General features: G+C 67.7%; 19 protein-coding genes, 2 tRNA genes and 1 pseudogene. 8 read left to right on the plus strand and 14 right to left on the minus strand.

Annotation, left to right across the window (positions count from 1 at the left end; translation table 11 throughout):
* Positions 1 to 77: 77 nt before the first annotated feature.
* The 7 genes and pseudogenes from SMN802W_RS18495 to folK form a co-directional block, all read right to left on the minus strand.
* On the minus strand, positions 78 to 350 hold the full coding sequence (locus SMN802W_RS18495; protein ID WP_162140002.1) for a tryptophan 7-halogenase: 273 nt from the start codon (positions 348 to 350) through the stop codon (positions 78 to 80).
* Positions 351 to 488: 138 nt separating this feature from the next.
* The gene (locus SMN802W_RS18960; RefSeq protein ID WP_083925666.1) at positions 489 to 842 is read right to left on the minus strand and encodes a glycoside hydrolase family 97 N-terminal domain-containing protein; all 354 of its coding nucleotides are present in this window, start codon (positions 840 to 842) and stop codon (positions 489 to 491) included.
* The gene (locus tag SMN802W_RS18965) at positions 843 to 992 is read right to left on the minus strand and encodes a hypothetical protein (RefSeq protein ID WP_019516418.1); all 150 of its coding nucleotides are present in this window, start codon (positions 990 to 992) and stop codon (positions 843 to 845) included.
* Complete coding sequence (locus tag SMN802W_RS0108155; protein ID WP_037523662.1) at positions 985 to 2,577, minus strand: alpha-glucosidase; 1,593 nt, start codon at positions 2,575 to 2,577, stop codon at positions 985 to 987. Before SMN802W_RS0108155 ends, SMN802W_RS18965 begins: the two co-directional genes overlap by 8 nt.
* 8 nt (positions 2,578 to 2,585) lie before the next feature.
* Positions 2,586 to 4,186 (minus strand): annotated as a pseudogene (locus tag SMN802W_RS18970) (alpha-amylase family glycosyl hydrolase).
* Positions 4,187 to 4,272: 86 nt separating this feature from the next.
* Positions 4,273 to 4,348: transfer RNA gene (locus tag SMN802W_RS0108185), tRNA-Lys, on the minus strand.
* A complete protein-coding gene (folK, locus tag SMN802W_RS17560; protein WP_026325909.1) occupies positions 4,339 to 4,836 on the minus strand; it encodes a 2-amino-4-hydroxy-6-hydroxymethyldihydropteridine diphosphokinase in 498 nt (165 codons plus the stop codon). The genes SMN802W_RS0108185 and folK overlap by 10 nt, the downstream gene beginning before the upstream one ends.
* A gap of 23 nt (positions 4,837 to 4,859) precedes the next feature.
* On the opposite strand from folK, the gene SMN802W_RS0108195 reads away from it, so the two are divergent.
* Both SMN802W_RS0108195 and SMN802W_RS0108200 read left to right on the plus strand, forming a co-directional pair.
* Complete coding sequence (locus tag SMN802W_RS0108195; RefSeq protein ID WP_019516421.1) at positions 4,860 to 5,528, plus strand: uracil-DNA glycosylase; 669 nt, start codon at positions 4,860 to 4,862, stop codon at positions 5,526 to 5,528.
* A 34-nt stretch (positions 5,529 to 5,562) separates the two neighbouring features.
* On the plus strand, positions 5,563 to 5,799 hold the full coding sequence (locus SMN802W_RS0108200; protein ID WP_019516422.1) for a hypothetical protein: 237 nt from the start codon (positions 5,563 to 5,565) through the stop codon (positions 5,797 to 5,799).
* 9 nt (positions 5,800 to 5,808) lie between these two features.
* On the opposite strand, the gene aguB is transcribed toward SMN802W_RS0108200, so the two are convergent.
* From aguB to SMN802W_RS0108215, 3 genes are all read right to left on the minus strand, one after another.
* Complete coding sequence (gene aguB / locus SMN802W_RS0108205) at positions 5,809 to 6,669, minus strand: N-carbamoylputrescine amidase (protein WP_019516423.1); 861 nt, start codon at positions 6,667 to 6,669, stop codon at positions 5,809 to 5,811.
* Positions 6,670 to 6,675: 6 nt separating this feature from the next.
* On the minus strand, positions 6,676 to 8,121 hold the full coding sequence (locus SMN802W_RS16715; protein WP_019516424.1) for a hypothetical protein: 1,446 nt from the start codon (positions 8,119 to 8,121) through the stop codon (positions 6,676 to 6,678).
* Positions 8,122 to 8,213: 92 nt separating this feature from the next.
* Positions 8,214 to 9,557, minus strand: a complete 1,344-nt coding sequence (locus SMN802W_RS0108215; protein ID WP_019516425.1) for a NupC/NupG family nucleoside CNT transporter — start codon at positions 9,555 to 9,557, stop codon at positions 8,214 to 8,216.
* Positions 9,558 to 9,767: 210 nt separating this feature from the next.
* Here SMN802W_RS0108215 and SMN802W_RS0108220 point away from each other — a divergent pair, with 210 nt between their 5' ends.
* From SMN802W_RS0108220 to SMN802W_RS0108230, 3 genes are all read left to right on the plus strand, one after another.
* Positions 9,768 to 10,406 (plus strand): hypothetical protein, encoded by a 639-nt coding sequence (locus SMN802W_RS0108220; protein ID WP_019516426.1) that lies wholly within the window; start codon positions 9,768 to 9,770, stop codon positions 10,404 to 10,406.
* 71 nt (positions 10,407 to 10,477) lie between these two features.
* Positions 10,478 to 10,924, plus strand: a complete 447-nt coding sequence (locus tag SMN802W_RS0108225) for a hypothetical protein (RefSeq protein WP_019516427.1) — start codon at positions 10,478 to 10,480, stop codon at positions 10,922 to 10,924.
* Between the two features lie 35 nt (positions 10,925 to 10,959).
* Complete coding sequence (locus SMN802W_RS0108230; RefSeq protein ID WP_019516428.1) at positions 10,960 to 11,616, plus strand: queuosine precursor transporter; 657 nt, start codon at positions 10,960 to 10,962, stop codon at positions 11,614 to 11,616.
* A 12-nt stretch (positions 11,617 to 11,628) separates the two neighbouring features.
* On the opposite strand, the gene SMN802W_RS0108235 is transcribed toward SMN802W_RS0108230, so the two are convergent.
* Positions 11,629 to 12,930, minus strand: a complete 1,302-nt coding sequence (locus SMN802W_RS0108235; RefSeq protein WP_019516429.1) for a UDP-glucose dehydrogenase family protein — start codon at positions 12,928 to 12,930, stop codon at positions 11,629 to 11,631.
* Positions 12,931 to 13,122: 192 nt separating this feature from the next.
* Positions 13,123 to 15,198 carry a catalase gene (locus SMN802W_RS0108240; protein ID WP_026325910.1) on the minus strand — a complete coding sequence of 692 codons (2,076 nt, stop codon included), beginning with the start codon at positions 15,196 to 15,198 and terminating at the stop codon, positions 13,123 to 13,125.
* 54 nt (positions 15,199 to 15,252) lie between these two features.
* On the opposite strand from SMN802W_RS0108240, the gene SMN802W_RS0108245 reads away from it, so the two are divergent.
* The 3 genes from SMN802W_RS0108245 (at position 15,253) to SMN802W_RS0108255 (ending at position 16,684) form a co-directional block, all read left to right on the plus strand.
* Complete coding sequence (locus tag SMN802W_RS0108245) at positions 15,253 to 15,783, plus strand: MaoC family dehydratase (protein WP_338010603.1); 531 nt, start codon at positions 15,253 to 15,255, stop codon at positions 15,781 to 15,783.
* 173 nt (positions 15,784 to 15,956) lie between these two features.
* Positions 15,957 to 16,142, plus strand: coding sequence for a hypothetical protein (locus tag SMN802W_RS0108250; protein ID WP_019516432.1), 186 nt, complete (start codon positions 15,957 to 15,959; stop codon positions 16,140 to 16,142).
* Positions 16,139 to 16,684 (plus strand): DUF924 family protein, encoded by a 546-nt coding sequence (locus tag SMN802W_RS0108255; protein ID WP_019516433.1) that lies wholly within the window; start codon positions 16,139 to 16,141, stop codon positions 16,682 to 16,684. Before SMN802W_RS0108250 ends, SMN802W_RS0108255 begins: the two co-directional genes overlap by 4 nt.
* 31 nt (positions 16,685 to 16,715) lie before the next feature.
* Here SMN802W_RS0108255 and SMN802W_RS0108260 read toward each other — a convergent pair.
* A tRNA-Ala gene (locus SMN802W_RS0108260) sits at positions 16,716 to 16,791 on the minus strand.
* Positions 16,792 to 16,909: 118 nt separating this feature from the next.
* Positions 16,910 to 21,553: an NAD-glutamate dehydrogenase gene (locus SMN802W_RS0108265; RefSeq protein ID WP_019516434.1), complete on the minus strand. Its 4,644-nt coding sequence runs from the start codon at positions 21,551 to 21,553 to the stop codon at positions 16,910 to 16,912.
* Between the last annotated feature and the right edge of the window lie 36 nt (positions 21,554 to 21,589).

The raw sequence follows: 21,589 nt of genomic DNA on the forward strand, positions 1-21,589 counted from the left end.
AGGAGAAGCCGCCCAGGTCGCGCCGCGCCACTTACCGACGACGTCGTGGCCGGTGAACCACGCGGTCATGGTCGCCTTCAAGTCGGGTGATGTTGGCGGCGTTGGCGCATCACAAGTCGGTGTCGCCGCGCTGGTTGAATAGATGATGCGCGACGATGTAATCGCGCACCTGCCTCTCGCGGCGACGGCAACGTCACCGCGCGATCGCAGAACAGCTTGTCGGCGAACGGCACAAAGCGCACGCCGAGCGCGGCTTGTGCGATCACCGACCCGAAGCCGCACGCATCGACAAATACGTCAGCCACTACGCGTTCAATCCCTGTGAGCACCAGCGCCGCCACATCGACCACGTCGTTCAGTTCGACCGGGTCGACGCGCGCTGCCTCGGCCGTTCGCGCATTGAGGAAGAACCGGTGCGTGCCGCTCGCCAGCTTGGCGGTAAAGACGGTCTGCGCGGTGCCGTCCTCAGCGAGCGCGAACTGCGTCAGCTACTCCGCGATGTTAGCGTGGTGCAGATCGGGCTGGTCGGGGAAGGAGTAGCGCAAACCCACGCCGTCGTCGAAGATGCGGAAAGTGACCGCCATCTCGCGGTTCAGGTTCTTGGTCTCGCGCAGCCGCACGATTAGCTCGTTGTAGTTGTCGCGGATCGTCTTCCACTCCCCGAACGGCTGCGTCCACGACGTGTCGCTCTTCGCCTGCGAGGTGGAGACGAGCGCCAGCGCACGGTCGATCTTGCGCGAGTCGGTGAACAGGAAGCCCAGCGCGCTTGGGCGGATCACCGGCTTGCCGCGCCGCGCGATCGCGTAGGTCGCGCGCCCGTCGCCGTCGATCGCGACGGTGATCTACCCATCGGGCGATGCGCCTCGCGCGACGACATTGTCGCCCGGCGATGGCACGCCCGCGCACGTGTCCTGCGCGCACGCGATGGTGGGCGTGAGCGCGGAAGTAGCGGCGGCAAGCGCCAGCAGCAGGGTCTTTACGTCGTCAGTCATGTCGCGCGATCAGCGCGGCATAAGGGGCAAAGTCGGCGCCCGTGACGCCGATCGAAAGCAAGGGTGTAAGGTCGGCCGCATCCGCCCACAGCTGTGCCGCGGCCGACAGGTTGAAGGCGCAGATGACGCGGTCGTTGTGGTGGTTGCGCGCGAACACCAGCAACGCGGCGTCGGCGTGGAGCACCTCGAAATCGCCGAGCCTAAGCACCGGCTCGTCACGGCGGAGCGCCAGCACGCCGCGCGTCCAGTGGAGCAGCGAGCCCGCGTCGGCTTCCTGCACATCGACCGCCAGGCCCGCGTGATCGTCGCCCGGCGGCAACCACGGCTGCGCGGTCGAGAAACCGAGCTGCGGCGCGTGCCGTTTCCACGGCATCGGCGTGCGCGCGCCGTCACGGCTCAGCGTCTGCGGCCAGTTGGCGATCGCCTCCGGGTCCTGCAGCAGCTCGAACGGCACGTCGACCTGCGTCAGCCCAAGCTCCTCGCCGTAATAAAGGATCGGATTGCCGCGCAAGGTACCCAGCAGCAGCATCTTCATTCGCGCGAAGGCAGGGGCATGCTCGGGCGCGCACCAGCGCGAGATCGCGCGCGGCGCGTCATGGTTCTCGAACGCCCAGCTAGGCCAGCCCACGCCTGCCTCGTCGGGCCATTTCGTCACCGCGTCGACCACGACGTGCGGGGTCAGCGCGGGCGCATAGAGGAAGTCGAAACCGTAGGAGCTGTTGAGCCGGCGATCCCCCGCGGTGAACTGCTGCCGCTCGCGGTCGCTGTCGGGGCCGCCGACCTCGGCTACGGTGAAGCGGTCGTCATAGTCGTCGAACACCGCGCGGACGCGCTCGATGAAAACCGGAATGTCGGCGTGGCTCTGGTTGTAGCGGTGCTCCTGGAAGTCGAACGGCCGCGTACGGGGACCATCGTCGGTCGCGGGCGGATTGTCGGTGAACGCGGGATCGTACATCAGGAAGTTGAGCGCATCGAGGCGGTAGCCGTCCGCGCCGCGATCCAGCCAGAACCGCGCCACGTCGAGCAGCGCGGCCTGTACATCGGGGTTGTGCCCGTTGATCTGCGGCTGTTCCTTCAGGAAATTGTGCAGGTAATATTGCCCGCGCCGCGCGTCCCACGTCCATGCCGGGCCGCCGAACACCGACTGCCAGTTGTTGGGTGGGTTGCCGTCCGCTTTTGCATCGCGCCACACGTACCAGTCGCCGTGCACGCCGTCGCGGCCCCTGCGGCTGTCCTTGAACCACGGGTGCTGGTCGGACGTGTGCGCCCACACCTGATCAAGCAGCACCTTCAATCCCAGCGCATGCGCACGCGCGACCAGCGCGTCGAAGTCGGCGAGCGTCCCGAACACCGGATCGACGTCGCAGTAATCCGACACGTCATAGCCGAAATCGGCCATCGGCGAGGTGAAGAAGGGTGAAATCCACACCGCATCGACGCCGAGCGAAGCGACGTAATCCAGATGCGCGGTGATCCCGGCGAGATCGCCCACCCCGTCGCCGTTCGCATCGGCGAAGCTGCGCGGGTAGATCTGGTACACCACCGCGCCCTTCCACCAGGGCTGGCCTTCGCTGTTCCTGTTCATCGTATCGATCACTTCGTTCCCCCAAGCGTGCGCACCGCGTAGCCGAACGCGGGCAGCGTGACACGCAGCGATCCAAGCGCGGCGACGCGCGCGGCGCACCCGCTGCCGGTCAAAACGCGCGCGGTGGCGGCACCCGGCTCGCCCTCGATCAGCCGCTCGTATTGAAGGCCAGCAGCACCTCGGCATTGCTGGTCAGATCGAAGCACGAGATCGCGAGCAAGCCCGGCTTCTCCTCGCGTGCGCGCAACACCCGGGCGCCAGCGCCGCGTTTTGCTTGAACAACAGATTTGCCTGTCCGAAGTGCGCCACCGTGCCCGTCGTCGTCGTGCCGAGCAGGCTCCCGATGTTCGCGACCGGCACCTCGCTGGCGAACATGTCCTGACGCGAATCCTGGTCGTTGCCGTCGCCGATGAAGCCCTGTTCGTCGCCCGAATAGATCGTCGGCACTCCACGCCCACCCCGGCAGGCTCAGCAGCGTCGCGTTGCGCAGCATCACGCGCCGCATGCCCTTGTCGTCGCACGCCTGCGGAAATGCCTTGCGACGTAACAAGCGAAGCGGCAGTTGTCGTGATTGCTGACGAACGTCGGCAATTGCTGCGCAGCATCCATGCCGCCCTCATACAGCGCGTCGCCCTTGAACAGCACCTCGAACGCGTCGGTGCCGCGCGTGCCCGCGACCGTTTCAATCACCGCCTGACGGAACGCGAAGTCGAGCACCGCAGGCAGCTTGTCGACGCGGGTGTGCCCGGCCAGCGCGCCCGGGTCGACCGAACCGTGCGACACCGCGCCGGAGCCGTGAAAGTTGAAAACACACTTCGCCTTTGCGCGTGCCAGCATCGCGGGCACGAATGCCGCCAGAACTCCGGGTTGACGTGACGCGCGATGTCGCTGCCATATCCATCGACGCCTAACCGGCCGATCCAGCCGCCGAAGATATCGATCATGCCCGCCACCATGCGCGGGTTCTCCATCGTCCGATCGTCGAGCCCGCCGAAGTCGCCCATCGTCGAACTCTCGTTCTCGAACGTGGTGTTGCCGCGGTTGCGGTACAGGCGATGTCGTTCAGCCGGTCGGGCGATTTCGCATGCTCGTCACCCTTCGTCAGGAACGGCGATTTGGCGTAGGTCGGGTCGGTCAGCTTCGCGAAATTGGTCGCGATCCGCACGTCATCGCCTGCGAAGCCGGGGTTGATCGCCGCACCCTGCACCCCGCCGCGGCGCTGGTACGGATAATCTGCGCGGGCACGATAATCACACGCGCCGCAATGGCGGTACTGGATCACGTCGGCGGTGTGGTTGGACTAGGTTACCCGATAGCCGTGATACCCCGCGCGCTCGTGTCCGGGCGCGCCCTGCACGGGCTTGTTCTTGAACACCGGCCCGACCCGGATCGCGGTCGCGCCGAGCGAATGGATGTAGGGCAAGCGCCGCCTCAATCCTTTCAGGTCGCCGCCGTGATAGAAGCCCCTGGCGGTGGGATTATAACCGATGCGCAGGCGGTCGCCGGTCAACCCGCCGCGATCGTTGGTCGGATCGGCATTGTCGAACACCTCGGGCAGCGCGAAATAGATCACCTCGCTTCGCAACAACCGCACGCGTATCGCCTGCACCGAAAACCCAGCGGCAGAGAAAACAGCGTGGCGCTCCGTTGATCCGAGGCGATCGACCGATCAGCATGGCGACGTCGCCGATACACTGGTGGGTCCGCCGGGGCTCGAACCCGGGACCTCTCGATTAAAAGTCGCTTGCTCTACCGACTGAGCTACGGACCCCAACAGCGTTTGCGCGACCTAGGGGCGGGGCGACGCCTGGTCAACCGCGCGTGAAGCTGGCGGAGCGTCAACCCGCTTACCGGATCGCGCCAGCCGGGCACGAGATCGAGCGCCGGGACCAGCACAAACGCGCGCTCACGGAACGCACGATGCGGCACGGTGAGCAGCCGTGTCTCGATGCCCCCCAGCGACCACAGGATAATGTCGAGGTCAATCACCCGCGCGCCCCAGCGTTGCCCGCGCTGACGCCCGAACGCGCGCTCGATCGCCTTCAACCGCGCAAGTAGCGCCGCGGGTGCCTCATCGCTCTCTATCAGCACCGCGGCGTTGGCGAAGGTCCGGGTCGATGGCCCGACCGGCGCGCTCGCGATGATCGGCGACCCGACCCCGCCCAGCAGTCGCAGCGCCGCCGCCACCTCGTCGCGTGGGCCACCATGGCGTCCGGCGCGATTCGATCCCACTGCGATGAGATAGGTTGAGCGACGCATGGCGATGCGCCTATCGCACGCGCATGTATTTCGCACCCTCCCCGCTGCCTGAAACCGAGCCGCCGCGCGACTGCCCGCGTTGCCCGCGCCTTGTCGCCTTTCGCGAAGAACTGCGGCTAGAATATCCCGATTGGTGGAACGCGCCGGTCAACGCGTTCGGGGATCCCAGCGCCTGGCTTGCGATCATCGGTCTTGCACCCGGCAAGCACGGCGCCAATCGCACCGGACGACCGTTCACGGGCGATTACGCGGGTGAGTTGCTCTACAGCACGCTTGGCAAATACGGCCTTGCCACCGGCCAGTTCGAGGCGCGCGCCGACGACACGCTGCACCTTCACGGCGCGGTCATCATCAATGCGGTCAAATGCCTGCCGCCCGCGAACAAGCCGACGCCGGAGGAAATCCGCACCTGCCGTAGCTTTCTCGAGGCGCAGGCGACCGATTTGCCGGGCGCCCGCGTGTTCGTGGCGCTAGGACAAATTGCGCATCAATCCGCGGTCAAGATGCTCGGCGGACGGCTGCCCAAGGCGAAGTTCGGGCATCTGGCGGAACACGTTATGCCCGACGGGCGCATCCTGCTCGATAGCTACCATTGCTCGCGCTACAACCAGAACACCGGGCGGCTGACGACGGAAATGTTCGAGGCGGTGTTCGCCCGCGCGCTCGAACTTCGTGACGCGGCGAAGGCGTGATAGGCTAGCGCTGACGCAACGAAAGGACCCGACCATGTCGCTTCTCCTGCTCGCCGCGCTGGCCGCCGCTGCCGCGCCCGCCGAGACCCCCGATGCGCAGCCGGTGTGTCAGGACAAGCACGCGCGCCTCGTCGCGTCCACGCGCCGCGGCACGATCCACCCGCTCGCGCAGGAGCCGAACGCCGACGCGGTGCTGACCGTGCTGCGCAGCGAGAACGGCTGCTCGCGCCCGGTCAAGGTGCGCGAGGATATCGGCGCGCGGCAGCGCTAGGCCGACTCCTCAGACGTCGGCGACAAGCCGCCCGTACAATTCCGGGCGGCGATCGCGGAAGAACCCGAACGCCGCGCGGTGACGCTTGACCCGCGCGAGGTCGAGCGTCGCGGTAATCACCCCTTCCTCTTCACGATCAAGCTCGGCCAGGATGTCGCCGCGCTCGTCGGTGATGAACGACGTGCCGTAGAACGTCTGACCGTGTTCCTCGCCAACGCGGTTGGCCGCGATCACCGGCACGACGTTCGACACCGCATGCCCCACCATCGCGCGCCGCCACAGCCGCGCGGTGTCGAGGCTGGTGTCATGCGGCTCGCTGCCGATCGCGGTGGGATAGAACAGCAGCTCCGCCCCCATCAGCATCATCGCGCGCGCGGTCTCGGGATACCATTGGTCCCAGCATACGCCGACGCCAAGCTTCCACCCCGGCGCGGCCGGCGGTGCGGGCCACACCTTGAATCCGCTGTTGCCGGGACGAAAATAGAACTTCTCCTCGTAACCCGGCCCGTCGGGAATATGGCTCTTGCGGTACACGCCCTGCACCTCGCCGTCAGGCCCGATCATTGCGAGCGAGTTATAGTAGTGCGGGCCATCGGCTTCGAAGAAGCTGGTCGGGATCGTGACCTTCAACGCCTCGGCCAGTGCCTGCATCGCCAGCACCGCCTTGTGCTCACCGACCGGCGCGGCGTTGGCGAACAGCCCCTCGTCCTCGACGCGGCAGAAATATTCGCCCTCGAACAATTCGGGCGGCAGGATCACCTGCGCCCCGCGCGCATGCGCCTCACGCACGGCTTGCGACACCTTGGCGATGTTGGCGTCGATGTCAGCGGAGAAGGACAGCTGGAGCGCGGCGACGGTGATCTCGGTCATGCCGCGTCAGATAGTCGCTCGGGCTCCACTGCGCAAAGGCATTGCCGGCCGCCTCGTCGGTACGCGCGCACCACCCCGCTCGCGTGCGAGCGCAACCGCGAGCAGCAGGAACGGCACCACGAACGCGCGATGCCGCTCGCCGAACTCGAACGGCGCGCCCAGCAGCAGCAATTGCGCGAAGCACATCGCCACCAGCCCGATCGCGACGCGCCCGCTCGTGCCGCACCCGCGCAGCCGCATCGTCGCCGCGCCCGCCAGCGCGAGCAGCAGCACGTACGACCCGTGCAGCGTTGGCAGCAGCAGCGCGCCCGTCTCTGGTGCGAGCCCCGGCCGCATCGCCGCCAGCCGCTTCAGTCCCGCCTGACCGATCGCGGCGGCGCGCACGAACTTGGCGAGCGTCAACCGTATGGCGTCGACGGGATGCGCCGCGATCCAGTCGAGCGCGAGGCCACCCGCCGCGCGCGAAAACGCGAGCTCGGGCAATCCATAGAGCGCGTGCGGCGGCGGCATCCAATTGCCCGTCGCGGCCGGATTGTTGCCGATCCACAGGCTGTAGCCACCCGCGCTCGTCAGCGGCACGAACGCGTGGAGCAACGCGTCATTGCGCCACCACCATGGCAGCATCGCGAGCAACGCGACGCTCCCCGCCGCCGCACCGATCCGCATCACGCGCGCGAAGCCCAGCCGCCGCCATTGCAGCAACGCGAACAACAGGCTCAGCAACGCCTCGCCCGGCTGCGTCAACGCCAGCGCAGCCGATCCGACGCCGATCAGCACCACCTCACGCATGCGCCCCGTCGTCACAATCCATCCATAGGCGAGCAGCAGCACCAGCAGCGTCGCCAGGCTCTCCTTCTGCGCCAGCGGCGCGTCGAGCAGCTGCGAGGGCCAGACGAGAAACAGGCACGCCGCCGCCACGCCTGCGCGCGGCGCACCCAGCCGCCTTGCCAGCAGCACGATCACGCTCGCCGATGCGAGATCGAGCAGGCTCGACAGCACCAGCAGTGCCGCGGTCGATAGCCCGAACATCGCGCCCCAGCCTGCCAGCAGCAGCGGATACACCGGGGGGAACAGCGCCACCGCGCGCGTCCCCATGTACGGCTCGACCAGCCCAAGTCCGTGCCCGTCGAGCAACCCTTGCGCGAGCACCAGATACCAGTGCGGATCCCCCGGCGACACGCGCCCGTCGCTCAACACCGCCGCCGCGATGCGCAAGGCGATTGCGCCCGCAGCGAACACGCCCCACGCACGCGCGTCAGTCGTCTGCGGCAACCGCGTGACCGACCAGCCCGCGAACGCCAGCCACACGCCGAACAGCGCCATGCCGGCCAGATCGGCCGACAAGCCCGCGCGCCAGTGCGCCGCCAGCCCTGGCGCACTTAGCACGCCGTACGCCGCCAGCATCAACAGCAGCGCTGCCACGCCGACATTCAGGACTCGTCCGCTCGTCATCGCAAGCTGAACGCTACGCCCCGTTCACCGTCGCACAAGCGTGCGGATCGGCGAGAAGCGGCCGATCCGTCCCCGATCAGGGCAGCTTGTGGTTAACCGATCAACAATCCCGCCAGTGCCGCGCTCATCAGATTGGCGAGGCTCCCCGCCAGCAGCGCGCGCAGGCCAAGCTTCGCGATCGTCGGTCGCTGGTTGGGCGCGAGCCCGCCGGTCACCGCCATCTGGATCGCGATCGAGGAAAAGTTGGCGAACCCGCACAACGCGAACGTGATGACGGCCACCGTTCGCGGCGACAGCTGCGCAGCCTGCTTACCTAGATCGATATAGGCGACGAATTCGTTCAGCACGATCTTCTCGCCGAACAGCCCACCCGCGATGCCCGCCTCGCCCCAAGGCACGTTGAGCAGGAACATGACCGGCTGGAAGACCTTACCCAGCAGCCCCTGGAAGCTCAGCCCCGGCAGGCCGACCAGATTGCCCAGACCCCCAAGGATACCGTTGGCGAGCGCCACCAGCGCCACAAACGCCAGCACCATCGCGCCGACCGCGACCGCCAGCTTGACGCCCGTCTGCGCACCCTGCGCCGCCGCCATGATGAGGTTGGCGGGCTTTTCCTCGTCGTGCGTCGCGTCCGGCAGCGGCTCGCCCGGCGTCTCTGACGGCAGGACGGCTGGGCCGCGCGCGTCCAACCGCCCTTCCGCGATCGCGATCTGTCGGCCCTCAATGCTCAAGGGGTCGTTGGGATCGTCGAGCGGCAGTTCGCCGGCGCGCGGGGCGAGCCGGTCGGGCATGATGATCTTCGCCATCAGGATGCCGCCCGGCGCCGCCATGAAACTCGCCGCCAGCAGATAGTCGATGCTGATCCCCATCGACGCATAGGCCGCCAGGATCGTCCCCGCGACGCCGGCCATCCCGCTGGTCATCACCGTGAACACCTGCGGCGGGGTGAGGCCCGCCAGGTACGGGCGGATCACCAGCGGCGATTCGCTCTGCCCGACGAAGATGTTCGCCGCCGCGCATAGGCTTTCGACCTTGCTGACGCCGATGACCTTCTCGATCGCGCCGCCCAGCCAGCGCACCACGAGCTGCATGATTCCCAGATGGTACAGGATCGAGACCAGCGCGGCGAAGAAGATGATCACCGGCAGCGCCGCGATCGCGAAGCTGGTGCCGCCGATCTCGGGCTTGGCGAGCGGCCCGAACAGGAACTCGACTCCTGCGTGCGCGTAGCCGAGCAGCGCCGCGACCCCGCCCGACGCGCCGGCCAGCGCGGCGCGTCCCGGCGACCAGTACAGCACGATCACCGCGATCGCGGCCTGCAACGCGAACGCGGAGCCGACCACGCGCAACCGGATCGCGCGGCGGTCGGTGGACAGCAGCAGCGCGATCCCTAGGATCACGGCGACGCCGGCAAGGCCGATGAGGATACGCTGCATGAAACTTCCGCGTCAGTGGTGAGTGGAACGCGGCCCCCCGCGCCAACCGGCATCATACACGCCGGCCGGGGCGGTGTCATACATGCTTGCCCGGCTCGACAAAAGCATTGTCGATGACGGTGCTTGCCGGCCGCGCCCCTTTGCCCGGTTGGTCCTGCGGCGGTAAGGAAGCCGCGGCACGGCCGCGCGACGACGGAGTTTTTGCGTCCAATGAACGAACAATATCGGAGCGAGGGCTACGCCCACCTGCCCGCGCTCTTCGCGCGCGAGGTGCTGCTCGCGCTCTACGCGCGGATGCAGGCCGATCTGAAGTCTGCGGGTCGCCCGCTCAGCAGCTTCGCCGCGCAGGGGCCGTTGCTCAAGCGCCCGGCGCTGGAGGTCTATGGCTACCAATATGCCCCGCTGCTCGGGTTCCTGTGGGGACTCACCCCGCGGATCGCGGCCGAGGTCGGGGCCGAGCTGCTGCCGACCTATGCTTACTTCCGCGCCTATCAGCAGGGCGATGTCTGCCGCATCCACCATGATCGCCCGGCGTGCGAGCACAGCGTGTCGCTCACGATCGCCTACGGCGATGACCGGCCCTGGGCGCTCAGCGTGCAGACCACGCCGACCTTGACGCCCAAGCCGGAAGTGACCGAGGATTTCGGCGCCGAACCCTACGGTTCGGTCGCGATGCAGCCGGGCGACGGCGTCCTCTACCAGGGCACGCACCACCGCCACGGTCGGCTCGACGCCAATCCCAATAGCTGGTCGGCGCACCTCTTCCTTCACTGGGTCGAAAAGGATGGCCGCTACGCCGACCACGCCTTCGACCGCCCGGCGATGGAGCGCGCGGCGCGAGCACGCTAGCCGACGCCCCCTTCCTTGCGCGGCACGTCGTGGCCGTGCTCAATGCGCTTTGATTGGAGGATCAAGCGACAATGACGATTTGGACGCGCGCCACGTTGGTTTCGGGGCTGCTGCTGCTGACGGCGCAGGCGGGCCCTGCCGCGTTTGATGGTGACTTCTGCACGCGCCTCGCCGCGAACGCCGGGATCGAGCGACCCGTGCCGCCGCCCGCCGGACCGACCGAGTGGACCGTCAACGCGCTCAACTTCGGTCAGCGTTTCCTTTTCGGCGGTGCGGTCGCCACCGGCGTCGGCGTGACGCCCGCCGAGCCTGCGACCGCGGAGGAATATCGCCGCATGGAGGATAGCTGCATGCCCGAGGACAAGGGCGCGACCTGCAACCTCGTCGGCCCGCTCAACTTCAAGTTCATCTGGAAGGGCAAAAAGGTCATCACGTCGATGCGGCCGGGCGAGCGCGCGACGATCATCGTCGCCGGCACGCGCACCACCTGCCGCTCCGGACCGCCTGCAACGGCGTAGATTGACCCGCCGTCGTTTCGCGCTAGCAGTCGACCATGCCGATCCCGCCGACCCCCGTCGCCCATCCTACCCCTGCGATTCCGCGCTCGCTGTTCGTCTTCTCGATCTTCTACGGCGGGATGACGTGCATCGCGGGTGTGCTCGGCAACAAGCAGGTGGCGCTCGGCCCCCTGGCGGTGGAGGCGGGCATCTTCGCCTTCCTGCTGCTCGTCGTCACCTCCAGCGCAGTGGCGGAACTGCACGGCCGCGCGATCGCTGGCCGGCTGGTACTCTTCGGCTTCGTGCCGCTGCTCGTCTCGATCCTCTTGTCGGGGATCGTCCACGCGCTCCCCGCCTCGCCCGAGATGCAGCCCGCCAACCGCGACGCGATCCAGCTCGTGCTCGGCTCGACGTGGCGGATCTGGCTCGGCGGCATCATCGCCTACGGCATCTCGCAAACGCTCAACATCACCATCTTCTCGTGGCTGAAGGGTCGCGAGGGGTCGAGCCTGTTGTGGCTGCGCGCGGGGCTCGCCAGCATGCTGTCGCAGGTCGTCGACACGCTCCTGTTCGTCACCATCGCGTTCGGCGGCGTGTTCCCGATCGCCGAGCTGCTCGCCGGGCAGATGATCTCGAAGGTTGTGCTCTCGGCGGTGCTGGTACCGCCGCTCATCTACCTCGCGGTCGCGATCGGGCGCCGGCTCGACGCCTGATCGCTTGAGTGCTCACCGCCCGACTGCGGTATATTCGAACCCTGCCTCCTCGACCTGCTCGCGGTTGTAGATGTTGCGTAGGTCAACCAGCACGGGTGCGTTCAGCAGCGACTTGACGCGTTTGAGGTCGAGCGCACGGAACGCGTTCCACTCGGTCAGGATGACGAGCGCGTCGGCGCCCTCCATCGTCTGGTACGCGCCGTCGCAGTAGGTGACGTTCTCCAGCACCTTCTTCGCCTGCTCGTGGCCTTCTGGGTCGAACGCACGCACGCTCGCGCCCGCGTCCTGCAACGCCTGGATCACCGCGATCGCGGGTGAGTCGCGCATGTCGTCGGTGTTGGGCTTGAACGTGAGCCCCAGGATCGCGACCGTCTTGCCACGCACGTCGCCGCCCATCGCCGCGATCACCTTGCGCCCCATCGCGCGCTTGCGGTTGTCGTTGACCGCGACCACCGCCTCGACGATCCGCTGCGGCGCTTCGTAATCCTGCGCGGTCTTGAGCAGCGCGAGCGTGTCCTTCGGGAAGCACGACCCGCCGTAGCCCGGCCCGGCGTGCAGGAACTTGTCGCCGATCCGCCCGTCGAGCCCGATGCCGCGCGCAACGTCCTGCACGTTCGCGCCGACCTTCTCGCACAGGTCCGCGATTTCGTTGATGAAAGTGATCTTGGTCGCGAGGAACGCGTTGCCGGCGTACTTGGTCAGCTCGGCTGCGCGCCGGCTCATCTCCACGATCGGCGACTTGTTGAGGTAAAGCGGGCGATAAACATCGCGCAGCACGGCGAGCGCGCGCGGGTCGTCCGACCCGATGACGATGCGGTCGGGGCGCTTGAAGTCGTCGATCGCCGCGCCCTCGCGCAGGAACTCGGGATTGGAGGCGACCGCGAAGTCCGCGTCCGCGTTTGCCTCGCGGATGATCCGCTCGACCTCGTCGCCGGTGCCCACCGGCACGGTGGACTTGTCAACGATGACGGTGAAGCCCGTCAGCGCGCGGCCTATCTCCTCGGCGGCGGCGTGGACGTACGACAAATCGGCATGCCCGTCGCCGCGACGCGAGGGCGTGCCGACCGCGATGAACACCGCGTCGGCGTCCTTCACCCCCGCCGCCAGATCGGTCGTGAAGCGCAGCCGTCCCGCCTCCACGTTGCGCGCGACCAAACCTTCCAGCCCCGGCTCGAAGATCGGCATCACGCCCGCCAGCAGCTTGTCGATCTTGCCCTGGTCCTTGTCGACGCAGCACACGTCGTGGCCGAAATCGGCGAAACAGGCGCCCGAGACGAGGCCGACATAGCCCGAGCCGATCATGGTGACGCGCATGATGGTGATGTTACCCCCGTTTGAACGCAGCGCCGCATCGATGCGACGGATCAGCGCGGCTGCTTAGCTTTGTAGCAGGCCAAGCGCCAGACACGACCCGCTCTATCCGCTTGATCCCAATGATGTGCTAACGTCAGACGCCGGGCACACATGCGCCCGGCGTCCGATCGTCAACGTCGACACGCGATCGTGTCAGGCGAGCATGCGCACCTTCGGCTCGCGATCGTAGAAGCGGTGCTTGGCCGCCTCGATGAAGGTCGAGCCCGCGTCGGTGACGCCTGCGTCCGGCTCGACACCGGCCTTGTCGAGCAACGGCTTGGCCCCGGCATTTGCGCCGATCGCCTTCAGATGCCCGAACGCGTCCATCGCGAACTGCACCGCGGCGGCTTCCTTCACCAATGCCGCTGCGCCGTCGTCCGACAGCAGGATCGCGACCGCGTCGAAGATCTGGCTCGGCGATCCGGCGAGTTGCCCATCCGCCTTGCGCATCGATCCGTCCGACAGCTTCGCGCCGCCGACCTTAGGCGCGACGATCACGGCCTTGCCCTGTTCCGCCTCGACGGCCTTGACCAGCTCGTCCAGCGCGCTCGCGTCGGTGCCGTCGTGGATCAGGATGCCGACACTCCGGCCCTCCAGCGTCGGCTTCATGTTCTTGTGGATCGACAGCGCGTCGGATGGCGCCATGTCGACCGGCTCCTTCGCCGCTTTCGCCTTGTCGGGTAGCGGGATGCCGAGGCCATCGGCGACACGCTGCGCCAAATCCTCGTCGACGTTGCGAAGGTTTGCGACCATGCGCGGGGGCACCTGTTCCAACACGCCGACCTTGGACAGCTCAAACACGAACGATGATGCGATATGCGCCTGCTCATGCGCGTCCTGCGAGCGGTAGAACAGCCGCGCCTGGCTGTAATGGTCGGCGAACGTTTCCGAGCGCACGCGCAGCTTGTTGCCCTGCTCGTGCGCACCAGTCGCGGCATTGACGGTCGCGAACCCCGCCTTGCTCTCGCGCGGCCCACCATCCTCGCCATGCTCGGCGAGACTGTTGGGCTCGTAGTTCGCACGCCCCTTTGGCACGTGGACCTGCATTTTCCCGTCGCGCTGGAAATTGTGCATCGGGCAACGCGGGGCGTTGATCGGGATCTGGTGGAAGTTGGTCGTCCCCAGCCGCGAGTTCTGCGTGTCAAGGTAACTGAACAGCCGCCCCTGCAAAAGCGGATCGTTCGAGAAATCGATGCCGGGCACGATGTTCGTCGGCAGGAACGCGACCTGCTCGGTTTCGGCGAAGAAATTGTCGGGATTGCGGTTGAGCGTCATCGTGCCGATCACGCGGACAGGCACGTCGTCTTCCGGGATCAGCTTGGTCGAATCGAGCACGTCATACGGCTGCGCGTCGGCGAACGCCTGATCGAACACCTGGATGCCCAGGTCCCATTGCGGGAACGCGCCGGTGTCGATCGCCTCCCACAGGTCGCGGCGATGGTAGTCATTGTCGGCGGCCTGCAGCTTCAGCGCTTCGTCCCAGATCGTCGACTGCAACCCCAGCCGCGGCTTCCAGTGGAACTTGACGAAGCTGCCCTTGCCCTCATCGTTGACGAGTTTGAAGGTGTGAACGCCGAACCCTTCCATCATGCGAAGCGAGCGCGGCAGCGTGCGGTCGGACATCGCCCACATCAGCATGTGCGTCGCCTCCGGCATCAGCGACGCCCAGTCCCAGAAGGTGTCATGCGCGCTGCCGGCCTGCGGATAGGCGCGGTCGGCCTCCATCTTCACCGCGTGGATCAGGTCGGGAAACTTGATCGCATCCTGGATGAAGAAGACGGGAATATTGTTGCCGACAAGATCCCAATTGCCCTCGGTCGTGTAGAATTTCACTGCAAAGCCGCGTACGTCGCGCGGCGTGTCGACCGAGCCCGCACCGCCTGCCACGGTGGAGAAGCGCACAAACACCTCGGTCTGCGTGCCCTTCTCGAATACTTTCGCCTTCGACAGCTCGGAGATGTCGGCGGTCGCCTTGAACACGCCGTGCGCCCCCGATCCGCGCGCGTGGACGATCCGTTCGGGGATACGTTCGTGATCGAAGTGGAATATCTTTTCGCGCAGCACGAAATCCTCGAGCAGCGTTGGGCCGCGCTTGCCCGATTTGAGGCTGTTCTGATTGTCGCTGATCGGCACGCCGTGGTTGGTGGTCAGCACCGCGTCGGCCTGCTCGCCGGACACCTGCTGGTGCGTCTCGCCGCCGGTGCCGGGCGAGGTCGTGAAATCGGTCATGGTGGTGCGCACTCCGTTGAGTTTGCTTAACTCCTCCACGCGCGTCTTCGTTGCGTGCCGCGCCGGAAGCACTGGCGCGCGGCGACATGGCGGGGCACAGCCGCGTCGAAGCGACAAGGAGGCGAAACGATGGGTTTGTGGTTCGAGGAGTTTTCAGTCGGTCAGACCTTCACGCATCCGCTGCGCCGCACGGTGACCGAATATGACAACATGAGCTTCAGCCTGCTGACGATGAACCCGCAGCCGCTGCACATCGATTTCGACTTCGCGGAGAAGAGCGAGTGGGGCAAGCCGCTGGTCAACAGCCTGTTCACGCTCGGGCTGATGATCGGGATGTCGGTACAGGACACGACGCTTGGCACCACGGTCGGCAATCTCGGCATGAGCGACACGCGCTTTCCCAAACCGGTTTTCCACGGCGACACGTTGCAGGCCGCAAGCGAGGTCGTGTCGATCCGCGAGAGCAAGTCGAACCCTGCGGTAGGTATCGTCGAGTTCGAGCACCGAATGACCAACCAGCGCGGCGAGCTGGTCGCGATCTGCCGCCGTGCCGCGATGATGAAGCGCCGCCCGGCGGAGGGATGAGCTGCTTCCGTCAAAGCTGGATGGCTTTTGCATCTGGCCTTGATACCGGAACCGGACGCTTGCCGTCAGCGTATCGAGACATCTGCCTGCATGCGCGCGATCGATCTGCCCGACGGGATTGATCGCGCCGGTCGGGCGAGGGTACGATCTGTTGGCAGAGGAAGGCTCAGCGCATGTTCGTCGACAACCGCGATTGGCCCGCGCCCGCGCCGTGGCAGCCCGACCGGCCGGCGCGTCGGTTGTCGGTCAGACAGGCGCGGGTGATGCGCAACATCGTGGTGTTCAACCTCGTCATGCTGATCTTCGGACCGCTCGCCGGCGTTACCCTGTTCGACGCGGTCGCGGCGGCACTGCGATGAGCACCGCGCCGCAGGACGTGCTCGATTTCTGGTCCGATCGCGTCACGCCCGAGCAGCGCTTCGCCAAGGACGACGCGTTAGACCGTATGATCGCGACCCGTTTCGGCGCAACGCGCGACGCGGTGCTGGCGAGCGACGCCGCCGGCTGGCGCGACACGCCCGAGGCGTTGCTTGCCGCGATCATCCTGCTCGACCAGTTCTCGCGCAACATCCACCGCGGGAAAGCGGAGGCGTTCGCCGCCGACGGCCTCGCGCGCGACCTGACGCTGGAGGCGATCAGGCGCGGGTGGGAGGATCGCTACACGCCCGAACAGCGCCAGTTCCTCTACATGCCGCTGATGCACGCCGAGGACGCCGAGCTACAGGCGCTGTCGGTCGAGAAGTTCGAGCAACTCGGTGACGAGGAGGCACTCAGCTTCGCGCGCGATCACCGCGATGTGCAGGCGCGCTACGGCCGCTTTCCGTCACGCAACGCCGCGCTCGGCCGCACATCGTCGCCCGAGGAACAGGAATATCTCAGCCAGCCCGCTGCCGGTTGGTGACTGAAAACTAATGATGGGGAAAGTGGCGGGGTGGTGGAGCTGAGGGGAATCGAACCCCTGACCTCTGCAGTGCGATTGCAGCGCTCTCCCATCTGAGCTACAGCCCCGCCCGGCCCGGCCGCAGCGCGGCCGAGCGCTGCCACTAGCGACGTTGCTCGCACGGCGCAACAGCCTTTCGTGATGCTGGAGCCGGTCGATCGCGCGCCGCACGACCGACCCGATGCGTTACCGCCCCAGCAGCACCCGCGCCTGCCCCGCGATCTGCGCCAGCATCGCCGCATTGGGCGCGGGCGCGTGGCGCGCACGGTCGACCACCGCCTTGAACTGACCCACACGGCCCGCATTTTCGCCCAGCCAGCGCGCCACCGCCTCCTCCGGCGCGCCATTCGCGGTGCGTCCGAGGAAGTCGAGCCGCAGCTGCTGGAAGTCGCGCGCCAGCCCCGCGATCAGCAACCGCTCCCACGGATCGCTCGACGTGATCCGCGCCGCGGTGGACTGCGCCCAGTCGAGCCCAAGCGCCTGCCCCAGATGCGTGAACGCGCGCGCCAGCCGCGTCTCGTCGACCTGCGACCGCCCGCCCAGATCGGCGAGGCCAACGACGCCGTCGAGCTCGAACAGCCGTACCACGCGCGTGACCAGATCGGCCGGAGCGCCCGTTGCCTCCAGCGTCGCGGCGATCCGCCGACTCTGCGCCTGCGCCTCATCGAGCAGCAGGTCGCGCGCGGCGGCGTCGAGCCGCGCGATCCCCTGCCCCAGACGCTCCAGCACCGCCGACGGCATCGTCCCCGGCGCCTCGACGCGCAACAGGTCGGCGATGTGCGAGCGGGTCGCGACCGCCACCTCGTCGAACAGCGCATAGCGTGCCGCCTCGGGCATCGCGGTCTGCTCGATCTCACGCCACAGCTCGGCCAGGCCGAACTGCCGCTCCGCCACCACGAACATCGCCGCGATGTCGGACAGCGCCGCGCCTTCCTCCTCGGCCAGCTCGAACGGGTGCAGCACGCCGATCCGGTTGACGATGCGGTTGGCGAGCTTGGTCGCGACGATCTCGCCGCGCAGCCGATGCTGGTCGATCGCGGCTGCGAACCGCTCCTGCATCGCGGTCGGGAAAGCGGCGTGCAGGTCGGGCAGCATCGCCGGGTCGGCACCCAGCGCGCTATGCTCGATCGCGTCCTGCAGCGCGAGCTTCGCGGTCGCGAGCAGCACCGCCAGCTCGGGCCGCGTCAATCCGCGCCCGTCGACGCCGCGGCGCAGGAAATCGACATTGGAGGCGAGCCCCTCGACCTTGCGATCGAGCCGCCCGGCCTCCTCGAACACCTCCATGACGCGGACATAGCTCGGCACCGCCTGCGCGGCCTCGTTGCCCGATCCTTCCGCGATCGACAGCGCCAGCGTTTGCAGGCGATTGTCCTCCAGCACCAGGTGCGCGACATCGTCGGTCATGCTGGCGAGCAATTCGTTGCGATCCTCGTAGGCCAGCCGGCCCTCGGTCATCTCGCGGTTCAATGCGATCTTGATGTTGACCTCGTTGTCCGAACAATCGACGCCGGCCGAATTGTCGATGAAGTCGGTATTGATCCGTCCCCCGCGCGCGGCAAAGGCGATGCGCGCCGCCTGCGTCACGCCCAGGTTCGCGCCCTCGCCGATCGCGATCGCGCGCAGTTCCTCGGCATCGACGCGCTGGCGGTCGTTGGCGGGATCACCGACGGTCGCATTATTTTCCGCCGCCGCCTTCACGTAGGTGCCGATGCCGCCGAACCAGATCAGGTCGACCGGCGACTTCAGGATCGCCGCGATCAGCAGCGACGGCTCCATCTCGCCGACCGGCACGTCGAGCGCGGCCGCGACCTCGGGCGTGATCGTGATCGACTTGGCGGCGCGACTGTGGATGCCACCGCCTGCGGACACCGGCGCCGCATAATCCGCCCAGGATGAGCGCGGCAGCGCGAACATGCGCGCGCGCTCGTTCCAGCTCGTCTCGGGATCGGGATTGGGGTCGAGGAAGATGTGACGGTGGTCGAACGCCGCGACCAGCTTGATCGCCTTCGACAGCAACATGCCGTTGCCGAAAACGTCGCCCGACATGTCGCCGCAGCCGACGACGCGAATGGACTGCGTCTGTACGTCCACCCCGCGCTCGGCGAAGTGGCGCTGTACCGACACCCACGCGCCCTTGGCGGTGATGCCCATCGCCTTGTGGTCGTAGCCGACGCTGCCGCCGCTGGCGAAGGCGTCGCCCAGCCAGAAGTCGCGCTCGAGCGCCAGCGCATTGGCGACGTCGCTGAACGTCGCGGTGCCCTTGTCGGCGGCGACGACGAAATACGGGTCCTCGCCGTCGCGGATCACGACGCCTTGCGGATGCACCACGCCGGTGCCGACGATATTGTCGGTGATCGACAGGAGCGTGCGGATGAAGATGCGATACGCCTCGGTGCCTTCCGCCAGCCACGCGTCGCGGTTCGACGGGGCGGGAAGCTGCTTGGCGTAGAAGCCGCCCTTGGCGCCCGTCGGCACGATCACCGCGTTCTTGACGCGCTGCGCCTTCATCAGCCCCAGGATCTCGGTGCGGAAATCGTCGCGGCGGTCGGACCAGCGCAGCCCACCGCGCGCGACAGGCCCGGCGCGCAGGTGGATGCCCTCGACGCGTGGGGAATAGACCCACACCTCGCGCCACGGCAGCGGCTTGGGCAGGCCCGGTACCAGCGCGCTGTCAAGCTTGAACGCCAGCGCTTCGTCCGCTGCCGGCGTGAAGGCGTTGGTGCGCAGCGTCGCGTCGATCACCGCGCGGAAACTGCGCAGGATGCGGTCGTCGTCGATCGCCGACACGGCATCCAATGCGCGAACGATCTCGTCGTCGCTCGCGTTCGCGTCGCCGCCGAACGACGGATCGTGCAGCGCGTGGAACCGCGCGATCAGCGTCTGTGCGAGCCCCGCGTTGCGCGATAACGCATCGACCACCGTCGACATCGTGTAAGTGAGCCCCGCCTGACGCAGGTAACGGTACCAGGCGCGGAACAGCACGGTCGCGCGCGGCGTCAGTCCGGCGGAGACGACCAGGCTGTTGAACGCGTCATTCTCCGCGTGTCCGCGCAAGCTGGCCGCGATCGCCGCCTCAAGCACCTGCGGCTCGTGATCGAACGCCACGTCGGGCGCCTCGACGACGAAATCGTGGACAAAGGCGTTGTCCGCCTCGCGCAACCGTGTCGGCAGCTCGCCGACGACGCGGAAGCCAAAATTCTCCAGCACCGGCACCGCGTCCGACAGCGCCAGCGCGCCGTTCAGCTTGTAGATCTTGAGCCGGTGGTCCTCGCCCGCCACTGTCGGGTATAGGTGAACCTGCCGATCGCTGTCGCCGTCCAGCTGCGACAGGCGCACGATGTCCTCCGCCGCCTCGTCCGCACTCGACACGTTGCGGTAATTCGCCGGGAAGGCCGCCGCCCAACGCAGCGCGAGCCGCGCCGCACGCGTCGCCGGCATCCGCTCGACCAGCGCCGCCTCGACATCGGGCACCCAGCCGCGCACCATCCGCGCCAGCCGCTGGTCGAGCGGCTCGACTTCGGGCATCCGCCCGCCTTCGCGCAGGTCGATCGTGAAGCGCAACAGCGCGACGACCTGATCCTCCAGGCTGATCGCCCAGTTGATGACGCGCCCGCCCGCGGCCTCGGACAGCATGTCGCCGATCGCGCGACGTCGCGCGGTGGTCGCATCCTCGCGCGGCAGCCACACGAACGCGAACAGGTGTCGGCCGAGCGGCGAGCGCACCAGCACCAGCTTGGGGCGCGGGCGATCGGCGATGCTCATCGCGCTCAGCGCCAGTTGCTCGACCGAGGCGCTGTCGAACCCGGTGACGAGGTCGTGCGGCAGCGACGCCAGCGCGTGCATCAACGCCTTGCCGGTGTGTCCGGCGGGGTCAAACCCGAACTTGGCCTCGAACTCCGCGAGCCGCTGGCGCAGCACGGGGACGCTGCGCGGCGGCGCGTTGAGCGCGGCGGAGGTCCACAACCCCGCGGTGATCGACAGTCCCGTGACCCGCCCGGCCTGCATCACCGGCACGACGACCAAGTCGAGCGGCACGCGGCGGTGGACGGGCGAGATCAGGCTCGATTTCAGCAGCAGCGGCGCCTTGTTCCCGGCCTGGAACCATTCGACCGCCAGATGGCGCGAGCGATCGGCGAGAATCGGCACCGACTGCTCCAGCCGCATGATGCCCAGCGCGCTCGCCTGATCGGCGCCGTCGGTGGCGCTCCAGCGCTGGTGACCCAGCAGGGTGAAGTGCCGGTCGAGGAACCAGCGCAGCAGGTTCGCGCCCTCACCGTCGCCGCCGGTATCGTCCAGCGTGCCCGCGTCGTGCGCGACCGCCGCCTGCATCGCGCGCCAATCGCGCGTCGCCGCGCGCACGTTGGCCAGCACGGCGGTCAGTTCCTCGATCAACTCGCGCCGGTCGCGCGCGTCGGCGCGGTCCATCTCGAGGTAGATCATCGACTCGCGTCGCGATCCCGGCTCGGCGTCGCCCACGTCGACCGCGGTCAGCGTGCCGCCCTCGTCGCGCGTGACCTGCACCACCGGGTGGATGATTCGCTCGATCGCGATGTCGCGCGCGCCGATCGCGCCGGCGATCGAATCGACCAGGAACGGCATGTCGTCATTGACGATCGCGACGCGCATCCGGCGCGGTCCGCCGTCGCCGGGCAGCGGCTCCAGCGCGATCGCGGGCGTCTCCGCCGCACGGGTCTCGCCGGTCGCGATCAGGAACTCGGCCGCGCTCGCCTGCTCGGGACCGGCAAAGCCGTGGAGCTCGTCCGGCAACGCGCGGTGGGTGAGCCGCGCCGACAGCGCGTCCGACAGTATCGTTTGCAACTTCCTCGCCATGCGCCGGGCTATGCGCCCGTCACGATCAATCCTCAA

The organism is Sphingomonas sp. Mn802worker, assembly GCF_000382485.1.
Lineage (GTDB): Bacteria > Pseudomonadota > Alphaproteobacteria > Sphingomonadales > Sphingomonadaceae > Sphingomonas.